We start from the raw sequence: 17080 nt of genomic DNA, 5'->3' as shown, positions 1-17080 counted from the left end.
TATCAAATAGAAGCTTTGCGGCGGTTGTACAAACCGCCCAGCAAACCTGTGAGGCAACCGATAGCCAGGCCGCCGACGTGGGCCGCGTTGGCGATTTCGCCGAAGCCGATCATCGAGACCAGGCCCGACAGGCACAGCACCAGCCACACCAGCATCATCACCAGCACCCCGCGGGGCAGGCGGTAAGCCGGGTTTGGCGAGAGCAATTGAAAGATCCAGCAATGCCCGAGCAGTCCATACAGCACGCCGGACAAGCCGCCAAACAGGCCGGGGCCACCGTAAGCGTACTGAGCGTAGTTGGAGACGAGGCTGAACAACAGGGTCAGGCCCAGCAGGTTGATACTGCCCTGGCGCACTTCGATGCGCCGGCCCAGTTCCCAGTACCACATGCCGTTCATGGCCAGGTGCAGGATGCCGAAGTGGATCAGCATCGGCGTGACCAACCGCCACCACTGCCCGGACGCGAGGGTGTCGGCCAGCGGTGTGAACTGGATGTACTCGCCCATGATGCGAAACGGCAGGAAGGTCAGCCAGGCCATGGCTTGCAGGTTGTCACCGAGCAAGGTCACGGCGCCGACGATGATGCTCGCCAGCAGCACCAAGGCCGTCACCGGACTGTGGCGTACCTGCTGGACAAAACTTGGGCGGGTCACCGGCGCTTGCGGCTGCTCGGGAATGTCCAGCTGCTGGTCCGGGTCGCCGGCAGGAAAGCGCTGATACAACACGCGCACGTCGTCACTGATGGTCTCGGGCACCCACAGCACTTGCTCGCCCGCTTCCTCGCTGACGCGATGGGGCACTTGCATGCGTTGCAACAGTTGGACGAACCCGCCCAAGTCGACGCTCAGGGGCAAGCGCAATACAGCCACGGTACTCATTGGATAACCTCGGGGCGCTCAACGTCGACCCATACGAATTTGCTCGGATCCAGGCGTGTTTCCTGATCCAGGCGATAAGCCACCAGCTTGCCGTACAGCACGGCGCTGTAGTCCAGGCAGGCCAGGTTCTCGCGGATCGGTGCCGGTTTGCCGCTGCGCCAGTAATGGCCGACGAACAACAACGGTTCATCGACGCCGTAGCGCAACAAGGAATTTTTTTCAGTCGATGACAACGGCGTACGCGCCACCGGGTCAGGCAGCGCGTCGGGCTGGAACACGATGTCACCGTAGGTTTTCGGGTCGTCTTCCCAGAACTTGGTGCGGAAGAACGAGCGCGTCAGCCCGTCGCCACCGGTCAGCGTCAAGCCATCCGGCAGGCGCATATCGGTGCCGCGCAACAGGCGGTCAAAAGCGTTGCAGGCAAAACTGCCGGGCACGGCGGCGGCCTGCAGGAAGTGCGGGTCAATGCAGCCGTCCGGGAACGTCGCACGCAGCGGCGTGATAAAGCCGTCATCCCAGCACGCGTGCACCACGCGGAAACGCCCGGCATCGACAAACAATGGCATGTCGTAGAACCAGCCAAGGAAGTCGTGCCAGTCGGCCGGGTGCTGCTCGAACTGGGTCAGGGTTTCGTGGATCAACCGCGCATGCCGTGGGTTGTGCTCACGCACGAACTGCTTGCCACTGCCGGGGGGCGCGAGGGTGGTCCAACCGAGGGCGTTGAACTCGTGGTTGCCCATGATGCACAACGCCTGCCCGGCCTCGGTCATGTCGTGGACGATATGCAGCGCCTCACGGATACGCGGGCCACGGTCGATGATATCGCCGAGGAACACCGCCATCCGCGACTTATGCCGCCAGACGCCGCCGATCTTCTGGTAACCCATTTGGTCGAGCAAGTGCTCAAGGGTATGAGCGCAACCGTGCACGTCACCAATCAGGTCGTAGCTACGCGCGGGATCGAGCATCAGTCGCCTCCACCCCCCAAGCGGCTGCCCCAGCCCAGCTTGGTGCGGCACACTTCGTAGTAGTTGTGGTCCAGCGGATGGATCAGCCGCAGTTTCTGCGCCTTTTTGCTCACGGTGATGGTGTCACCGGGGGCGCAGGTGAAATGGTTCTGCCCGTCGCAGGACACCTGCGGGTAGATCTGCATGTCTTTGGACACCACGATTTTCAGCTCACTGTTGCCATCGACCACGATGGGCCTGCTGGACAACATATGGGGGTACATCGGCACGATCACAATGGCATCCAGCTTGGGATGCATGATCGGCCCGCCGGCCGACAGCGCATAGGCGGTGGAGCCGGTCGGCGTGGCGACGATCAAGCCGTCAGCCTTCTGGCTGCAGACGAACTGGCCGTCGATATACAGCTCGAACTCGATCATCCGCGTGGATTTGCCAGGGTGCAGCACCACGTCATTGAGGGCATCGCCCTGGCCGATGGCTTCACCGTGACGGCGCACTTCGGCTTGCAGCAGGAAGCGGTTTTCCACCAGGTAATGGCCGTCGAGCACCTTAGCCACTTCGACTTCCAGCTCGTCCGGGCGAATGTCCGTCAGAAAACCCAGGCTGCCACGGTTGATCCCCAGCACCGGCACATTATGCCGCGCCAACGCACGGGCGGCGCCGAGCAGGCTACCGTCGCCGCCGACGACGATGACCATGTCACAGACTTCGCCAAGCATCTTGCGTGATGAGGTTTGCAGGCCATGGCCCGGCAGGATTTCGGCGATGGTGTCTTCGAGGATCACATGCAGGTGGCGTTCCAGCAGGAATTTTTTCAGCCGGCGGACGGTGTCCAGCACCTGGGTACTGCCCAGGCGACCGATAATGCCGATATTGCGAAATTGCTCCATGGGGCTCCTGCGGGATGTGCGGTGTGGCGGAAAACCGCGATTATGGGCGAAAGGCCGCGTCAGGCAAAACCCTTTGTCGCCGCGAAGCCTTGATGACAATGGTTCTCAGCCACCTGCAAGACATTTAAGCGGCTATGCTCGGACCATGACTGTGTTCCCGGATTTGCACAACCTGCCCCGCCAATTGCGCCACCCTGAGGTGCGCGACCTCGCGTGGGTGATGCTCGCCCCGCCGATGCTCGCACAGACACCCTGGCCACAACGCCATCCGTTGGCAGGCAGTGATTGGGTACAAGCGCCGGATTTGCTTGAGCGCTGGCTGCGTAAACTCGATCAAGACAGCCACGCCTTGCAACACTGGCTGAGCCTGTCCCGCTCCCGGCGCCTGGGCCTGTATTACGAGCGATTATGGCAATTCGCCGTACAGCATGCGCCAGGCGTAGAGTTGCTGGCTGCCAACCTGCCCATCCGCCGTGCCGGGCATACCCTCGGCGAACTGGATATGCTCCTGCGCGACCGCGACGGCGTGCATCACCTGGAACTGGCAATCAAACTCTACCTCGGGCCGCAGGACGGAAACGGCCAGGACAGCGCCTTGTGGCTGGGGCCTGGGTGCCATGATCGGCTGGACCGCAAGCTCGCGCATCTGGCCCAGCATCAACTGCCGATTTCTGCACGCCCGGAAAGCCGCGAAGCGCTGGCCGCGTTGGATATCCAGCAGTTCGACGCGCATCTTTGGCTCGGCGGATATTTGCTCTACCCCTGGCCCGGCCTGGCCCAAGCCCCGGTTGGCGCCCATCCGCAGCACCTGCGTGGCCGCTGGCTGCATCAACGGGATTGGCCAGACTTTGTCAGCACCTGCGCGCCAGGCCGCTGGCAACCCCTACCCCGCCATGCATGGCTGGCGCCGGCGCATTATTGTGCGAGTGATGTGTGGAGCGAAGCGCAGATGCAAGGCTGGCTGGCAGCACTTGATCCGATGGCGCCGGCGCAGTTGTTGGTGCGGATGGTGCAGGTGGGTGAGGATTGGGAAGAGGCGGAGCGGTTGTTTTTGGTGGCGGATCTTTGGCCGGATGTGCCGGGCAATAGCTAGCCTCATCATCAGGCTACCCCCGCTCCAGGTTCGAAAAGACTGCCCGCCGCGCGCAACATAGCGCTGGTCTGCTCAATGCGCTGCCTCAAGTCATCCTGGACAATCTGTTGCTTCAATTCGCCCGCTACCTGGCCGATATGCGTGGTGGGCTGCAGCACTTTCTCGGCATCCGGCAGGAACGGCACCACAACACCCCGCGCCTTGTCGATGACCTGATAACCAATAGTCGCGCCACCGATTCCAGCTGCCAATCCACCGAGCCCACCCACTGCACCTTTGCGCTTGATGCCGTATGCCGTCGCGCCAGCGATCATCGCGATACCCAGCACCCGGCCGGCCACCACCACAGGCGACAGCGCGCGGCTGTTGTCGTTGCCAAAATAGGTCATGCGGTAGAAGAAATAGCCTGCCCACAGCTCGCGCGTATCAAGCGCGTCGTGCATGAACCATGCACGTGAATCGTGTATCTGGTCATCGAACAGCGCCACCAACTGCGCCATCTGCGGGTCCGCGCTGGGTGTGCCGTGGGCATCCCGGAACAGTTGCCGGCTGCGCCGCTCACCGGCGGCCCTGAGCGCCGCGTGATCCTGGGCTTCATCATCCGAGTTGAGCAGGTAGATCGCATCGCGCAGCACCACGTCGGTGAGCGTGCCAACCCAGCTGGTTTGCTCGCGTTTGCGGCCAAGATAGTCGCTCTTGAATTCAGCCGCAGCCTGGCTGAGCTGGGTCTGGTCGATCTGCGGTTCGTAGATCGGCGGACCAGGGTAATTCGTGGCGGCTTCGGGTGTGCTCAAGCGCAGGTCGGCGAGGTCTTTTTTATGTTGTTCATACGCCTTGAGTTGTTCACTGGCTTGGTGAGGCGTGGCTTCCACCGCCTGCTTGAAGAATGGCTGATGCTTGTAACTGTCGTTGGTGCCGTCGCGATCATTGGCGTAACGACCGATGCGCCAGCCGGTGATCCAGGAGAGTTGGTCGGCCAGCACGGCCTCGACGGGGGCGTTAAGGCGCAGGGGTTGGTAGAGCTCGGAGGAATCGGGCGTGGGCTCGTCGGCGGGGATGCCGGGTAGGGTTTTTCGCCAGGTGTTGAAGCGTTCGATTACCTGCTGATTGACCACAAAATCCGCCAAGGTCTGGGGGCCCATTTCTCGCCAGGATTTTTGCGGGATTAATGATTTCGGTAGCACCTCCACTGGCACTTGCAATGGCGCACCCACTTCAAAAGCCGAGGCATACAGATCATGCAAAACGATCTGCGACACCAATTCCTGGGTGCTACCGCGCGCCTTGCCTTGATCGTTCTGCGGATAACCGCCACCGACATCAGAATGAACCCCGGGATACACCACTTCATAGGTGTTGTCGGGATATTGGCCGTCCTCGTTACGGATTGAATCCAACGGGAAGCATGAGCGCTGCTCAAAGGCCGCGACAAAGTGCCGACAACACTTGACCAGGCCCGGAAAACGCTGGGCATCCGGGAGCAGTTGGGTGTCGTCGGCCCAATCCATATGCCCGGCAAAAAAAGGTGCCGCATGGGCAATGCCTACCGAAGCGACCGTATCCAGCACCCCGAGAAACTCAACGCTGACGGGTAGACCAATCAGGCTCTGCGACGGCCTTTCGGCCCCCGGCGGTGTATCGAACAATTCACTCAACCACGTGACGAACGTGCGCGCCTGCGCGGCGCCACGGGAGAACCCATAAACATACAATTTGATACCCAGCACGCGAGGCCTGGCCCTCCCCGTGAGGTCTTGCAATGGCTTAAGCAGTTTGTCCATCGTGCGCCGGCGATTACCCTTGCCCATAGCAATCATCAGGGGGGCTTTCCAGGTGCTCATGGACCCGACAGCATGCTTTCTTTCAGTTTTGGAAAGGTCCTGCTTTGCCAGCGCAGAGGTCAGCGCATGCACTACAGAAACTAGGGCCCAATTAATTCTGTCCTCACCTCCCGTTGCATACTTCAATCCGCCCTCGCTGTAATCCAGCTCTCCGATCTCTGGAAAAGCCGTTCCAACTCCAGGCATGTAATAAGAAAAATAGCCTCGCGCCTCTGCTTGCTTGTCTCTCAACGATGCGTGGAAAAGCTTAGATATATTGCTAGGATGATTTTTCTTACGGTCGTTATCATCATTATTGTTGGTACCGTCGAAGAACAGACTGATATGTAGGCTATGGCAGCACTCAGAATGCTGTTTGCGCCCATCGCTGTTAGTCATCCGGCGAAAGCGGTTTTCTTCCGCCGTCTGCATTTCGTAATTTTCGAATACTTTCAAAGTTTCGCGCGGCAACCGTCCTGCGACCGGAAAACTTGACGGAGCCCAAGCGTTGTTTTTTGAGATCACATTTACTCCGGGCATACGGTAGGCTCCTGCATGTCGTCGGGATATTTAATAGGATAATTGGGTGAGCCATGAGCCCAGCACGACGTAGTGACCTGTACCTGATTACAGGTTAAAAAGTGAACCTTCAGATCACATGACTCTGTCCCTGGCCATTCAGGAATATCAACCACAGCACTATGGCGCACGTAGTTTTTGGCATGCTTTGCATACACCTCGAGAAACTCAGCAGATGTCACAGATGGCATTTTCGCCGTTGGATTAGGATCGACCTCCCACTCAATGGCAGCCTTTAAACCAGGTCGCCATATAGCGGGCATAACAGCGCAGCACGACCGCCCACCACCGCCGTCGGCTCGATAACCATTCACCGACAACCAGTTAATAGCACCCGTCGTATGGTTAACTGCCTGTATATTACCCGCTACCATTTCAGAGCCACCCGAAGAACAACCGAGCATCAACAAGCCAAAAAAGCCACATACACCGCGCGCCAATAACGTTATTGAATTCTGAATTACCACACGCCTCCACCACCTTGTAATTTCACCACAATGGTAAACAGAGAAGCCCAACCCGCCAGAAAAGTAATTTCGCGAATCTGAAATACTACAAATAAATAAGCAAACTAAGCTCACAAGCCACCCAATAGCCCCTTGAGACGGCCAAGTTCTAGAAAAACTTGCGCCCCCCATATATTCACCCTTGAAATCAACTTGACTATTGGCATACCGCAGGCTCCTGCATATCGTCAGGATATTTAATAGGATAGTTGGGTGAGCCATGAGCCCAGCACGTCGTAGTGACCTGTACCTGATTACAGGTTAAAAAGTGAACTTTCAGATCACATGACTCTGTCCCTGGCCACTCGGGTATCTCTACGATGGTGCTGTGACGCCGAAACTTTTCTACATGCTGGCGCCATGCATCTTCGTCATAACCATACCCAGTTTTTTTTCGTTTTATTTTTGCATAGGGCTCAGGATCGACCTCCCACTCAATGGCAGCCTTTAAACCAGGTCGCCATACAGCGGGCATAACAGCGCAGCACGACCGCCCGCCACCGCCATCTGCCCGATAACCATTCACAGACAACCAATTAATCGCTCCCGTAGTATGGTTAACCGCCTGTATATTCCCCGCCACCATCTCAGGACTGTTCGCAGAGCACCCAAACATTGACAGGCCCAACAACACATATATGCCGTGCACTAATGATTGTTTTAAATTCGCCACTATTATGATTTCCTGCCGCACCATAACTTCAGCACGACGAGAAACGCATAAGCCCCAGCGCCAACAGAAAACGCTTATGCAGATATGGAATCTGGAATATGGACTCGACAACACACTGAAAGGCATCCCTTCACTCCTCATCGTGTGAAAGCCAAAAGAGTAAAGAGTTTCTATCAACGATGAATGTCAGAAGATTCGACTTTAAAAGACCGACCCTTCCCAATCACCCATCAAAACCTACAAACCATCAATATGCCGGTACTCAATCTTCAGCCCCGAAGCCAGCGCTTGCGCCCGCCCCAACCTGACCGGCCCGCGCTCGATATCCACCAGCAACCCAGGGCAGTCCAACACCGGCAACCCGTCGATAGCCTTGAGTCGCCCATCGGTAATCACCAGCAACCGCTGTTGCTCGGCCGGATAGCGCTTGCGCCGGGCCATCAACCAATGCCTGGCTTCGGTCAGCGCTGCGAGCAGCGGTGTGCCGCCGCCTGCCCCCAATTGGTCCAGCCAGCCGGTCAGGCCTTTGGCGGCTTTGAGGCCTTGCACTTGCCATTTTGGCGATTGCCCACTGGCCGTCAGCAACGCCATGCGTGCGCGTTGGCGGTAGGCGTCGTCAAACAGCTGGGCCAGCAGGCCCTTGGCGTCGGTCAAGGCGTGATGGCGGCGGGTCGAAGCCGAGGCGTCGACGATCACCAACCACAATTCGTGGGCCGAGCGGCTGCGTAGGTGAAACAGCACGTCGTCCCGCGTTTGCGGACGGCCGCCGAGCAAGGTGCCCGGCCAATTGATCGCCCCCTGTTGCGCGCTGCGGGCCTTGCCGTGCCGGCCTTTCTCGACGCGTCCTGCCTTGGGTCGGGCATCCGCCCCCGCGTCAGGTCGAGGGCGAATGCCTAGGGCTTTTTTGGCCAGGTAGGGACTTCCCGGCGTGCGCCCGTGGGCAAGGCAGGTGCGGGCATGTCGCCCCATTGGCCTTGGCCTGGCGAGGTGTCGCTGGGTTTGGGCGGTTGTCCTGGGTTCGGTGGGCTGGCCGGTGGAGAGTGCTCTTGGCGACGATGGCGCAGGGCAAACTCCGCGACAGCTTCGATATCTTCCTCGGCGATCGCATCAGCACCGCGCCAAGCCGCGTGGGCACGGGCGCCACGCAGCCAGACCAGGTCCGCGCGCAAGCCGTCGACACCGGCGGCAAAACAGCGCTCGGTGATCTGCGCCAAGGCCTGGTCATCCAACTCGATTGCATCGAGCCGCGCCCGCGCCTCAGTGCAACGCGCCTGTAGAGCGGCTTGCTGCTCGGCCCACTGTGCGCAGAACGCCACCGGATCGCTGTCGAAGTCCAGGCGGCGACGGATGATCTGCCCCCGCTCCGCTGGCAAGGTCTGCCCGCTCAAGGCCACGTTGAATCCGAAGCGGTCGAGCAGTTGCGGACGCAACTCGCCCTCCTCCGGGTTCATCGTGCCAATCAGTACGAAACGTGCCGAATGGCGATGGGAAATACCGTCGCGCTCGATCAGATTGGTGCCGCTGGCCGCCACATCCAGCAGCAGGTCCACCAAGTGGTCGGCCAGTAGATTGACTTCATCGACATACAGCACGCCACCATCAGCCTTGGCCAAGACGCCCGGCGAAAACTGTGCCCGGCCCTCGCCCAGCGCAGCGTCCAGGTCCAAGGTGCCAACCAGGCGCTCTTCGGTCGCGCCCAGCGGCAAGGTGACAAACTGGCCGCTGGCCAACAGGTCAGCCAAGCCCCGCGCCAACGTGGACTTGGCCATGCCGCGCGGGCCTTCGATCAGCACGCCGCCGATCTTCGGGTCGATGGCGGTCAGGCACAACGCAAGTTTCAATTCATCGGCGCCGACCACGGCGGACAGCGGGAAATGGGGAATATCAGTCATGCACACTCTCTTTACGATCGTTCCCACGCTCCCGCGTGGGAACGTATCAATGGACGCTCAGCGTCCGCTCTTGTGACGCAGAGCGTCACGAACTGCATTCCCACGCAGAGCGTGGGAACGATCCATCAGCTGTCTTCTTCTATATCCAGCAACAGGTTTTCCAACGCTTCGCGATAAGCCCCAGGCTCCTGCCACATGCCGCGCTGCTGGGCTTCAAGCATGCGCTCGGTCATGTCGCGCAGGGCATCGGGGTTGTGCTGTTGCACAAAGGCGCGGGTGTCGGGGTCGAGCAAATAAGCATCGGCGAGCAAGGCGTATTGATGATCGTCGATCAGCGCGGTGGTGGCGTCGAAGGCGAACAGATTGTCCACAGTTGCGGCCATCTCAAACGCACCTTTATAGCCGTGGCGCTTCACACCTTCGATCCACTTGGGGTTGGCGGCGCGGGAGCGGATCACCCGGTTCAGCTCTTCCTTCAAGGTGCGGATTTTCGGCAAGTCGGGCTGGCTATGGTCGCCATGGTAACTGGCAGCCTTGTCGCCGCTCAGGGTTTCCACGGCGGCGAGCATGCCGCCCTGAAATTGGTAGTAGTCATTCGAATCGAGCAGGTCGTGCTCGCGGTTGTCCTGGTTCTGCAATACGGCCTGCACCTGGCTCAAGCGCTGGGCGAATTGTTCGCGGGCGGCGGTGCCTTCGTCGGCGCCGCCATAGGCATAACCGCCCCAGTTCAGATACACCTCGGCCAGGTCCTCGCGGCTTTGCCACAGGCGACCATCGATCGCACCCTGCACGCCCGCGCCATAGGCCCCGGGTTTGGCGCCAAAGATGCGCCAGCCGGCCTGTTTCGCGGCGGCCTCTTCGTCCAGGCCGGACTGGATCAACGCTGCCCGCTCGCTGCGCACCTTGGCGGCCAGCGGGTTCATGTCGTCTGGCTCATCCAATGCGGCCACCGCCTGCACCGCCGCGTCAAACAGGCGGATCAGGTTGGCAAAGGCATCACGGAAGAACCCGGACACCCGCAGCGTCACGTCGACCCGTGGGCGATCCAACAGGCTGATCGGCAGGATTTCAAAGTCATCCACCCGCTGGCTGCCGGTCGCCCAAACCGGGCGCACGCCCATCAGGGCCATGGCCTGGGCAATATCGTCGCCACCGGTGCGCATGGTGGCAGTGCCCCATACCGACAAGCCAAGTTGGCGCAGATGGTCGCCGTGGTCCTGCAAGTGCCGCTCAAGGATCAGGTTGGCGGATTGAAAACCGATGCGCCAGGCCGTGGTGGTCGGCAGGTTGCGCACGTCCACGGTAAAAAAGTTACGCCCGGTGGGCAGCACATCCAAACGCCCGCGACTGGGCGCGCCGCTTGGCCCCGCCGGCACGAAACGGCCACTCAGGGCATCCAGCAAACCGCACATTTCGGCCGGGCCGCAGGCATCCAGGCGCGGCGCGACGACGATGCGCAGGCTCTCGATAACCGCCTTCACATCCTCCCAACCGGGCTCTTCAAGCTGCTCAAGCGGGCCTTCCAGTGCCTGTTCGATCAACCGCGCCGCATACAATTCCAGACGCTCACGGGTGTCTCCGGCGGTGCGCCACAACTGTGAATCGATGTTTTGCAACACCTGCGGGCGGCGGCCGGTCCAGGGTTCAGCGAGGGCGCAATCCAACGGATCGAAACCCAGCTCGAACGCCTTGGCCAATACCCGCAACAAGCTCGATTGCGCGCCACGCCCATCGCCACGGGGGATACGCAACAACGCGAGCAAGGTGTCGATGCGCAAACGGCCCTCGGGCGACTCGCCAAAGATGTGCAGGCCGTCGCGGATCTGCGATTCCTTCAAGTCACACAGATAGGTGTCGAGACGCGGCAGCCAGACGGCAGCGTCGGCATCGTTGTCCAGCTCAAGCTCCTGGTCGATACGGGTTTCACGCACCAGCTTGAGGATGTCTTTTTGCAGTTCAAGCGCACGCCGAGGGTCAAGCAATTGCGCTTCGTAATATTCGTCGGCCAACAGCTCCAGGTCACGCAATGGCCCGTAGGTTTCGGCGCGGGTCAGCGGCGGCATCAAGTGGTCGATGATCACCGCCTGGGTTCGCCGCTTGGCCTGGGCGCCCTCACCCGGATCGTTGACGATGAACGGGTAGATATTCGGCAACGGCCCCAGCAGCGCATCGGGCCAGCAGTGCTGCGACAGGCCGACGCCCTTGCCCGGCAGCCACTCCAGGTTGCCGTGCTTGCCAACGTGGATCACGCCGTGGGCGCCGTAGGTGTGGCGCAACCAGAAATAGAACGCCAGGTAGCCGTGGGGCGGCACCAGGTCCGGGTCGTGATACACCGCGCTGGCGTCCACCTGGTAACCCCGCGCCGGCTGGATGCCGACGAAGGTCAGGCCCAGGCGCAGGCCCGCGATCATCATGCGGCCGTCGCGGCACATCGGGTCGTTATGGGGCGTGCCCCAGCGCTCGATCACCGCTTGGCGGTTGGCTTCGGGCAAGCGCTTGAACATCGCCTCGTAGTCGTCAAGACCGAGGCTTTGGTGGCACGGGCGCAGGTCGAGGCTGTCGAGGTCGTTGGTCACGCCGCCGAGCAAGTCATGGATCAGCGCCGTTCCGCTCTGCGGCAAGTCGGCAGGCAGCGGATACCCTTCGGCCTGCAACGCGCGCAGGATATTCAACGCCGCTGCCGGCGTATCCAGGCCCACTCCGTTGCCGATACGGCCATCGCGGGTCGGGTAGTTGGCGAGGATCAGCGCGATGCGTTTTTCGCGATTGGGCACCCGCGCCAATTCGACCCAGCGCCGCGCCAGCTCGGCGACAAAATCCATGCGCTCGGGCGCGGCGCGGTAACACACCACATCCGACTGGCTGCGCTCGCTGCGCCAGGCCAGGTCCTTGAAGCTGATCGGCCGGCTGATAATGCGCCCGTCCAGCTCAGGCAAGGCAATATGCATCGCCAAATCCCGCGGGCCGAGGCCTTGCTCGCTGGCCTGCCAGCCCGGTTCGTTATCTTGGGCGCAAATCGCCTGGATCACCGGGATATTGCGGCGAAACGGCCGCAAGTGCGGTGCTTCAGGGCTGGATTGGGCAAAGCCGGTGGTGTTCAGGATCACCGCCGCACCCACCTCATCCAGCAGGTCCTCGACCACCGCCAGGCAGCCAGGCTCTTTCAAACTGGCCACCGCCATCGGCAGCGGATTAAGGCCCGCCGCCTGCAAGCGCTGGCAGAACACATCGATAAACCCGGTATTGGCCGCCTGCAAATGGGAGCGGTAAAACAGCACCGCCGCCACCGGCCATTCGGCGTGCCAGTCCGCCTGCCAGTCGTGCAGGCAGGTGTTGGCTTTATGCGGGTGATAGATCGCCGTGCGCGGCAAGGTTTGCGGCTCGGCCCAGGCGTAGTCGCGGCCCAGGTGGGTACTGGCCAGGCAGCGATAGAAATCCAGCGCATTGCCCAAGCCACCCTGGCGCAGAAAGTGCCACAGGCGGTCACGCTCCTGCGCGCCGACGGTGCTCAAGCCGCTGAGTTCCGGGTCCGGGCGATCATCCCCCGGCACCAGGATCAGTTGCACGCCGCGCTCGGCCAGCTCCACCAGACGCTCGATGCCATAACGCCAATAACCGATGCCGCCATGCAGCGAGATCAGGATGACCTTGGCATGGCGCAGCACTTCATCGACGTACAGGTCGACCGAAGCGTGGTTCTGCACCTGCATCGGGTTGGCCAGGCGCAGGCTCGGGTAGTCGTCAGGCAACTGCTGGGCCGCTTCGGCCAGCAGCGCCAGGCTGGAATCACCGCTGCACAGGATCACCAGTTCAGCGGGAGTTTGGCCAAGGTCGGCAATATTGTCGTCCGAGACGAAACCACCGGGCTGGGTCCTGAGCAGGTGCATGGGTTAAACGCTGAGGGCGGCGCGCAATTGCGCTTCGAGGCCCGCCGCGTCGAGGTCCTGACCGATCAGCACCAAGCGGGTGATACGTGCTTCGTCAGCGCCCCAGGCGCGGTCGAAATGCTTGTCGAACCGCGTGCCCACGCCCTGGATCAGCAGGCGCATCGGCTTGTTGGGGATGGCGGCGAAACCTTTGACACGCAGGATGCCGTGTTGCACCACCAATTGGGTCAGCGCGTCGAGCAGCAAGGCTTCGTCGGCTTGTGGCAAGTCGATGGAGATCGAATCGAAGGCGTCGTGATCATGATCGTCTTCACCTTCGTGATGATGATCGTGATGGCTGTGGCGGCCGTCGATATGCTCCTCGGAGCCGGCGCCCAGGCCGATCAGCACGTCCAATGGCAGGCGACCGCTGCTGGCTTCAATGATCTTGACCGCTGGCGGCAGCTCTTCGGCGACTTCCAGGCGCACACGGGCGAGGTCTTCGGCACTGATCAGGTCGGATTTGTTGAGGATCACCAGGTCGGCGCTGGCCAGTTGGTCGGCGAACAGCTCGTGCAGTGGGGATTCGTGGTCCAGGTTCGGGTCGAGTTTGCGCTGGGCATCGACTTGGTCCGGGAACGCGGCGAAGGTGCCGGCGGCCACGGCTGGGCTGTCGACCACGGTGATCACCGCGTCAACCGTGCAAGCGCTGCGGATTTCCGGCCACTGGAAGGCTTGTACCAAGGGTTTGGGCAGGGCCAGGCCGGAGGTTTCGATGAGGATGTGGTCGAGGTCGCCGCGACGGGCGACCAATTCGCGCATCACCGGGAAGAACTCTTCCTGCACGGTGCAGCACAGGCAGCCGTTGGCCAGCTCATACACGCGGCCGTTGGCTTCTTCCTCGGTGCAACCGATGGAGCACTGCTTGAGGATTTCACCGTCAATGCCCAACTCGCCGAATTCGTTGACGATCACGGCGATGCGACGGCCCTGGGCGTTGTCGAGCATATGGCGCAGCAAGGTGGTTTTGCCCGAGCCGAGAAAGCCGGTAACGATGGTGACGGGGAGTTTGGCCAGTGTTTTCATCGGATGCCCTTTGGGGCGGGCATACGGGACGATAGGCCCTGCGACGGCGCGCAGCAGCGGTTTTCGTCACCGGATCACCCCGCCCGGTTGAATTGAAAAATCGGTTGCGAGGCAGGTCTCCTGGCTTGGGGCTTGCAGGTCTTGCGACCGGCGCTGATTGCGCCTTCCCGCCGGTTTGGCAGTGGCGTGGCAGTCAGATGAACCCTTTACAGTTGCGGGGGCAGCCGCGGCTTGGACCGCGTTCCCTTCTTAGCTTCGGCCTGGGCTGAAGAACCTCGAGGGTGCAAGGCTACGCAGTGCTTGGGGGATGGTCAATGATGGGCTGGGATTGGTTTGGTTTGGTTTGGTTTGGTTTGGTTTGGTTTGGTTTGGTTTGGTTTGGTTTGTGTACATATCCGTTGCTGCGGTAACGGCGGCTTAGGGTTCCGCCCTTACGGCGGGTCACTTTGGAAAAGCCCCAAAGTAACCAAAGGGCTCTTGCCCCAACACTCGGTGCCTCGCCTAGGCTCGGCATGCCCGTAATCCGACATGGATTTGGGGGGCCGCCGCCACGCGCCATCCATGGCGCGGGGCGGCTAAACCGGCATCCCTGCCGGTTTACCCCCCAAATCCATGCCGAATTCCGGCCAGCGTGTTTAACGGGGCGCCTAAGATCAAAATCAAAAACAAAGCGAGGCGGCCTGACAGCCGACCTGATAGGTGAAGCGTGCGCATTCCCCTGTGGGAGCTGGCTTGCCTGCGATGGCATCAACTGGGTTTGCCTGATGTACCGAGTTGTCTGCATCGCAGGCAAGCCAGCTCCCACAGTTGCCGGTTCCCACAGTTGAATGGTGAACGCCAAGACAAATACCGGTCGGCTTTAAGGCCGCCGCGCTTTTGTTTTTGATCTTACTTGCCCCGTCAAACACGCTGGCCGAACGCAGGCTTGAATCCGTGGGTAACCCGGCAGGACGCCGGGTTAGCCGCCCCGCGCCATGGATGGCGCGTGGCGGCGGCCCACGGATTCAAGCCGGAGTGAGGGCATGCCGAGCCTAGGCGAGGCACCGAGTGTTGGGGCAAGAGCCCTTTGCTTACTTTGGGGCTTTTCCAAAGTGAGTCGCTGTAAGAGCGAAACCATAAGTGGCCGTTACCTAAATAACGGATATGTACCCCACCACCACCATCACCACCAAACCCCACATCCCAATTGACTCCCCTCCCACCCCCATGCTCTCCTACACATCTTGTTTCGGGTGCCCTGCAAAGGGTGAAACGGGAAACCGGTGCGTCATAGCGATATGGCCAGTCCGGTGCTGCCCCCGCAACGGTAAGCGAGCGAAACGTCATATCCACTGTGCCAGACGGCATGGGAAGGCGACGTTTTCAGGCATTAAGCCCCTCGCAAGCCCGGAGACCGGCCCGAAAAAATCAGATAACAAACCCGCGGTGGGCGGGCGCTGTTCAGAACCCTGCGTGCCTGGCTCGCGGGGTTTTCATGCGCTCGCTTCACCCTGACACCTGAAAGGGACGCGCCATGTCGATCATCAGCAGCACCTCGCACTCCGCCAGCAGCACCTCTACCCTGAGCCAACGCCTGACCGCCGCCATCGGTGCGTCGATCCTCGGCGCGTGCCTGGTGTATTTCGCCGGCTTCTCCCATATCGAGGCCGTGCACAACGCCGCCCACGATACCCGCCACAGCGCCGCGTTCCCGTGCCACTGAGACCTGCCGACATGATCAAGCGTATTGCGCAAACCGCAGGTTTCACTGGCCTTGCGGCCGCCCTGCTGCTGACCCTGCTGCAAAGCTTCTGGGTCGCCCCGCTGATTTTGCAGGCGGAAACCTTTGAAAAAGCCCCGGACGCCACCGAAGTGGTGCACGAGCACGCCGCTGGCGCTGCCGCCCACACCCATGATGCCGAAGCCTGGGAGCCGGAAGATGGCTGGCAGCGCGTACTGTCCACCACCGGTGGCAACCTGGTGGTGGCGGTCGGTTTCGCGCTGATGCTGGCCGGCCTGTACACCTTGCGTGCACCGACCCGCACCGCCCAAGGGCTGCTGTGGGGGTTGGCCGGGTACGCAACCTTCGTGCTCGCGCCGACCCTGGGCCTGCCACCTGAATTGCCAGGCACGGCTGCCGCTGATCTCGCGCTACGCCAGACCTGGTGGATCGGTACCGCAGCGTCCACCGCGGCCGGTATCGCGCTGATCGTATTCGGGCGCAACTGGCTGCTTAAAGCACTGGGCGCAGCGATCCTGGTAGTACCCCATGTGATTGGCGCACCACAACCGGAAGTGCATTCGATGCTCGCACCAGAAGCCCTGGAAGCGCAGTTCAAGATCGCTTCGCAGTTGACCAACGTCGCCTTCTGGTTGGCGCTGGGCCTGATCAGTGCCTGGCTGTTCCGTCGCAACCGCGGCGATCAATACTCGGCATGACCCTGGTAGTCGGCCTGGGTTGCCAGCGGGGTTGTGAGGTTCACACCTTGCTGGCCCTGCTTGAATCCGCCCTCGCCGAGGGCGGTATCGAGCGTCACCGCATCACCGCGTTGGCGAGTATCGACCGCAAAAGCGATGAACCCGGACTGCTGGCCCTGGCCGCAGCGTTGAAACTGCCGCTGCACTGCTTCAACGCTGCGCAGTTGGCGCTTTATGTCGACCGCTTGAGCCATAAATCCGTCGTGGCCTTCGCCCATACCGGCTGTTACGGCATCGCTGAAAGTGCCGCGCTGGCCGTGGCGGAACACCTCGCCGGCAGCTCTGCCCGCCTGCTGATCACCCGCAAAAAAACCGCCCAGGCCACCTTTGCCTTGGCGTGCGCCGACTAAAAACCCGATAATCGACCCTCTC

The 17080-nt window shown here is 61.2% G+C and carries 14 protein-coding genes and 2 riboswitches; of the genes, 4 read left to right on the top strand and 10 right to left on the bottom strand.

Annotation, left to right across the window (positions count from 1 at the left end; genetic code table 11):
- Nucleotides 1-2: 2 nt before the first annotated feature.
- From ACZRMO_RS23470 to ACZRMO_RS23460, 3 genes are read right to left on the bottom strand one after another with little or no spacing between them, the layout of a single operon-like run.
- Nucleotides 3-878 (bottom strand): rhomboid family intramembrane serine protease, encoded by an 876-nt coding sequence (locus ACZRMO_RS23470; RefSeq protein WP_448184870.1) that lies wholly within the window; start codon nucleotides 876-878, stop codon nucleotides 3-5.
- Nucleotides 875-1846, bottom strand: a complete 972-nt coding sequence (locus ACZRMO_RS23465; protein WP_463974347.1) for a metallophosphoesterase — start codon at nucleotides 1844-1846, stop codon at nucleotides 875-877. The genes ACZRMO_RS23470 and ACZRMO_RS23465 overlap by 4 nt, the downstream gene beginning before the upstream one ends.
- On the bottom strand, nucleotides 1846-2736 hold the full coding sequence (locus tag ACZRMO_RS23460; protein ID WP_003217892.1) for an NAD(+) kinase: 891 nt from the start codon (nucleotides 2734-2736) through the stop codon (nucleotides 1846-1848). The genes ACZRMO_RS23465 and ACZRMO_RS23460 overlap by 1 nt, the downstream gene beginning before the upstream one ends.
- Before the next feature lie 145 nt (nucleotides 2737-2881).
- On the opposite strand from ACZRMO_RS23460, the gene ACZRMO_RS23455 reads away from it, so the two are divergent.
- Nucleotides 2882-3829, top strand: a complete 948-nt coding sequence (locus ACZRMO_RS23455) for a DUF1853 family protein (RefSeq protein WP_463974346.1) — start codon at nucleotides 2882-2884, stop codon at nucleotides 3827-3829.
- Nucleotides 3830-3837: 8 nt separating this feature from the next.
- Here the strand turns inward: ACZRMO_RS23455 and ACZRMO_RS23450 are convergent, their stop codons facing one another.
- The 7 genes from ACZRMO_RS23450 to cobW all read right to left on the bottom strand — a co-directional run bounded on the left by ACZRMO_RS23450 (nucleotide 3838) and on the right by cobW (nucleotide 14251).
- Nucleotides 3838-6189 carry a T6SS phospholipase effector Tle1-like catalytic domain-containing protein gene (locus ACZRMO_RS23450; protein WP_463974345.1) on the bottom strand — a complete coding sequence of 784 codons (2352 nt, stop codon included), beginning with the start codon at nucleotides 6187-6189 and terminating at the stop codon, nucleotides 3838-3840.
- Nucleotides 6177-6632, bottom strand: coding sequence for a DUF3304 domain-containing protein (locus tag ACZRMO_RS23445; protein ID WP_463974375.1), 456 nt, complete (start codon nucleotides 6630-6632; stop codon nucleotides 6177-6179). The genes ACZRMO_RS23450 and ACZRMO_RS23445 overlap by 13 nt, the downstream gene beginning before the upstream one ends.
- Before the next feature lie 259 nt (nucleotides 6633-6891).
- Entirely contained in the window at nucleotides 6892-7350 is a 459-nt protein-coding gene (locus ACZRMO_RS23440; RefSeq protein WP_463974374.1) for a DUF3304 domain-containing protein, read from the bottom strand.
- 294 nt (nucleotides 7351-7644) lie between these two features.
- Nucleotides 7645-8376: a vWA domain-containing protein gene (locus tag ACZRMO_RS23435; RefSeq protein ID WP_463974344.1), complete on the bottom strand. Its 732-nt coding sequence runs from the start codon at nucleotides 8374-8376 to the stop codon at nucleotides 7645-7647.
- A complete protein-coding gene (locus ACZRMO_RS23430) occupies nucleotides 8301-9299 on the bottom strand; it encodes an ATP-binding protein (RefSeq protein WP_463974343.1) in 999 nt (332 codons plus the stop codon). Before ACZRMO_RS23430 ends, ACZRMO_RS23435 begins: the two co-directional genes overlap by 76 nt.
- Before the next feature lie 125 nt (nucleotides 9300-9424).
- On the bottom strand, nucleotides 9425-13186 hold the full coding sequence (gene cobN / locus ACZRMO_RS23425; protein WP_463974342.1) for a cobaltochelatase subunit CobN: 3762 nt from the start codon (nucleotides 13184-13186) through the stop codon (nucleotides 9425-9427).
- 3 nt (nucleotides 13187-13189) lie between these two features.
- Nucleotides 13190-14251, bottom strand: coding sequence for a cobalamin biosynthesis protein CobW (cobW, locus tag ACZRMO_RS23420; RefSeq protein WP_312496319.1), 1062 nt, complete (start codon nucleotides 14249-14251; stop codon nucleotides 13190-13192).
- Nucleotides 14252-14344: 93 nt separating this feature from the next.
- A riboswitch (cobalamin riboswitch) is annotated at nucleotides 14345-14544 on the bottom strand.
- 920 nt (nucleotides 14545-15464) lie between these two features.
- A riboswitch (cobalamin riboswitch) is annotated at nucleotides 15465-15667 on the top strand.
- Between the two features lie 97 nt (nucleotides 15668-15764).
- Between cobW and ACZRMO_RS23415 the strand changes: the two genes are divergently transcribed.
- From ACZRMO_RS23415 to ACZRMO_RS23405, 3 genes are read left to right on the top strand one after another with little or no spacing between them, the layout of a single operon-like run.
- Nucleotides 15765-15953, top strand: a complete 189-nt coding sequence (locus tag ACZRMO_RS23415) for a CbtB domain-containing protein (RefSeq protein ID WP_012723860.1) — start codon at nucleotides 15765-15767, stop codon at nucleotides 15951-15953.
- An 11-nt stretch (nucleotides 15954-15964) separates the two neighbouring features.
- A complete protein-coding gene (locus ACZRMO_RS23410; RefSeq protein ID WP_463974341.1) occupies nucleotides 15965-16669 on the top strand; it encodes a CbtA family protein in 705 nt (234 codons plus the stop codon).
- Complete coding sequence (locus tag ACZRMO_RS23405; RefSeq protein ID WP_463974340.1) at nucleotides 16666-17058, top strand: cobalamin biosynthesis protein; 393 nt, start codon at nucleotides 16666-16668, stop codon at nucleotides 17056-17058. The genes ACZRMO_RS23410 and ACZRMO_RS23405 overlap by 4 nt, the downstream gene beginning before the upstream one ends.
- The last annotated feature ends 22 nt before the right edge of the window (nucleotides 17059-17080 follow it).

Source organism: Pseudomonas sp. B611 (assembly GCF_055407965.1).
Note: the sequence above shows the minus strand (reverse complement) of the source record. Positions and strands in the feature narration are given on the sequence as shown.

What these genes read in the sequence shown, in the direction of transcription:
- ACZRMO_RS23470 (WP_448184870.1), bottom strand. Translation starts at nt 878, where the DNA reads ATGAGTACCGTGGCTGTATTGCGCTTGCCCCTGAGCGTCGACTTGGGC.
- ACZRMO_RS23465 (WP_463974347.1), bottom strand. Translation starts at nt 1,846, where the DNA reads ATGCTCGATCCCGCGCGTAGCTACGACCTGATTGGTGACGTGCACGGT.
- ACZRMO_RS23460 (WP_003217892.1), bottom strand. Translation starts at nt 2,736, where the DNA reads ATGGAGCAATTTCGCAATATCGGCATTATCGGTCGCCTGGGCAGTACC.
- ACZRMO_RS23455 (WP_463974346.1), top strand. Translation starts at nt 2,882, where the DNA reads ATGACTGTGTTCCCGGATTTGCACAACCTGCCCCGCCAATTGCGCCAC.
- ACZRMO_RS23450 (WP_463974345.1), bottom strand. Translation starts at nt 6,189, where the DNA reads ATGCCCGGAGTAAATGTGATCTCAAAAAACAACGCTTGGGCTCCGTCA.
- ACZRMO_RS23445 (WP_463974375.1), bottom strand. Translation starts at nt 6,632, where the DNA reads ATGCTCGGTTGTTCTTCGGGTGGCTCTGAAATGGTAGCGGGTAATATA.
- ACZRMO_RS23440 (WP_463974374.1), bottom strand. Translation starts at nt 7,350, where the DNA reads ATGTTTGGGTGCTCTGCGAACAGTCCTGAGATGGTGGCGGGGAATATA.
- ACZRMO_RS23435 (WP_463974344.1), bottom strand. Translation starts at nt 8,376, where the DNA reads ATGGGGCGACATGCCCGCACCTGCCTTGCCCACGGGCGCACGCCGGGA.
- ACZRMO_RS23430 (WP_463974343.1), bottom strand. Translation starts at nt 9,299, where the DNA reads ATGACTGATATTCCCCATTTCCCGCTGTCCGCCGTGGTCGGCGCCGAT.
- cobN (WP_463974342.1), bottom strand. Translation starts at nt 13,186, where the DNA reads ATGCACCTGCTCAGGACCCAGCCCGGTGGTTTCGTCTCGGACGACAAT.
- cobW (WP_312496319.1), bottom strand. Translation starts at nt 14,251, where the DNA reads ATGAAAACACTGGCCAAACTCCCCGTCACCATCGTTACCGGCTTTCTC.
- ACZRMO_RS23415 (WP_012723860.1), top strand. Translation starts at nt 15,765, where the DNA reads ATGTCGATCATCAGCAGCACCTCGCACTCCGCCAGCAGCACCTCTACC.
- ACZRMO_RS23410 (WP_463974341.1), top strand. Translation starts at nt 15,965, where the DNA reads ATGATCAAGCGTATTGCGCAAACCGCAGGTTTCACTGGCCTTGCGGCC.
- ACZRMO_RS23405 (WP_463974340.1), top strand. Translation starts at nt 16,666, where the DNA reads ATGACCCTGGTAGTCGGCCTGGGTTGCCAGCGGGGTTGTGAGGTTCAC.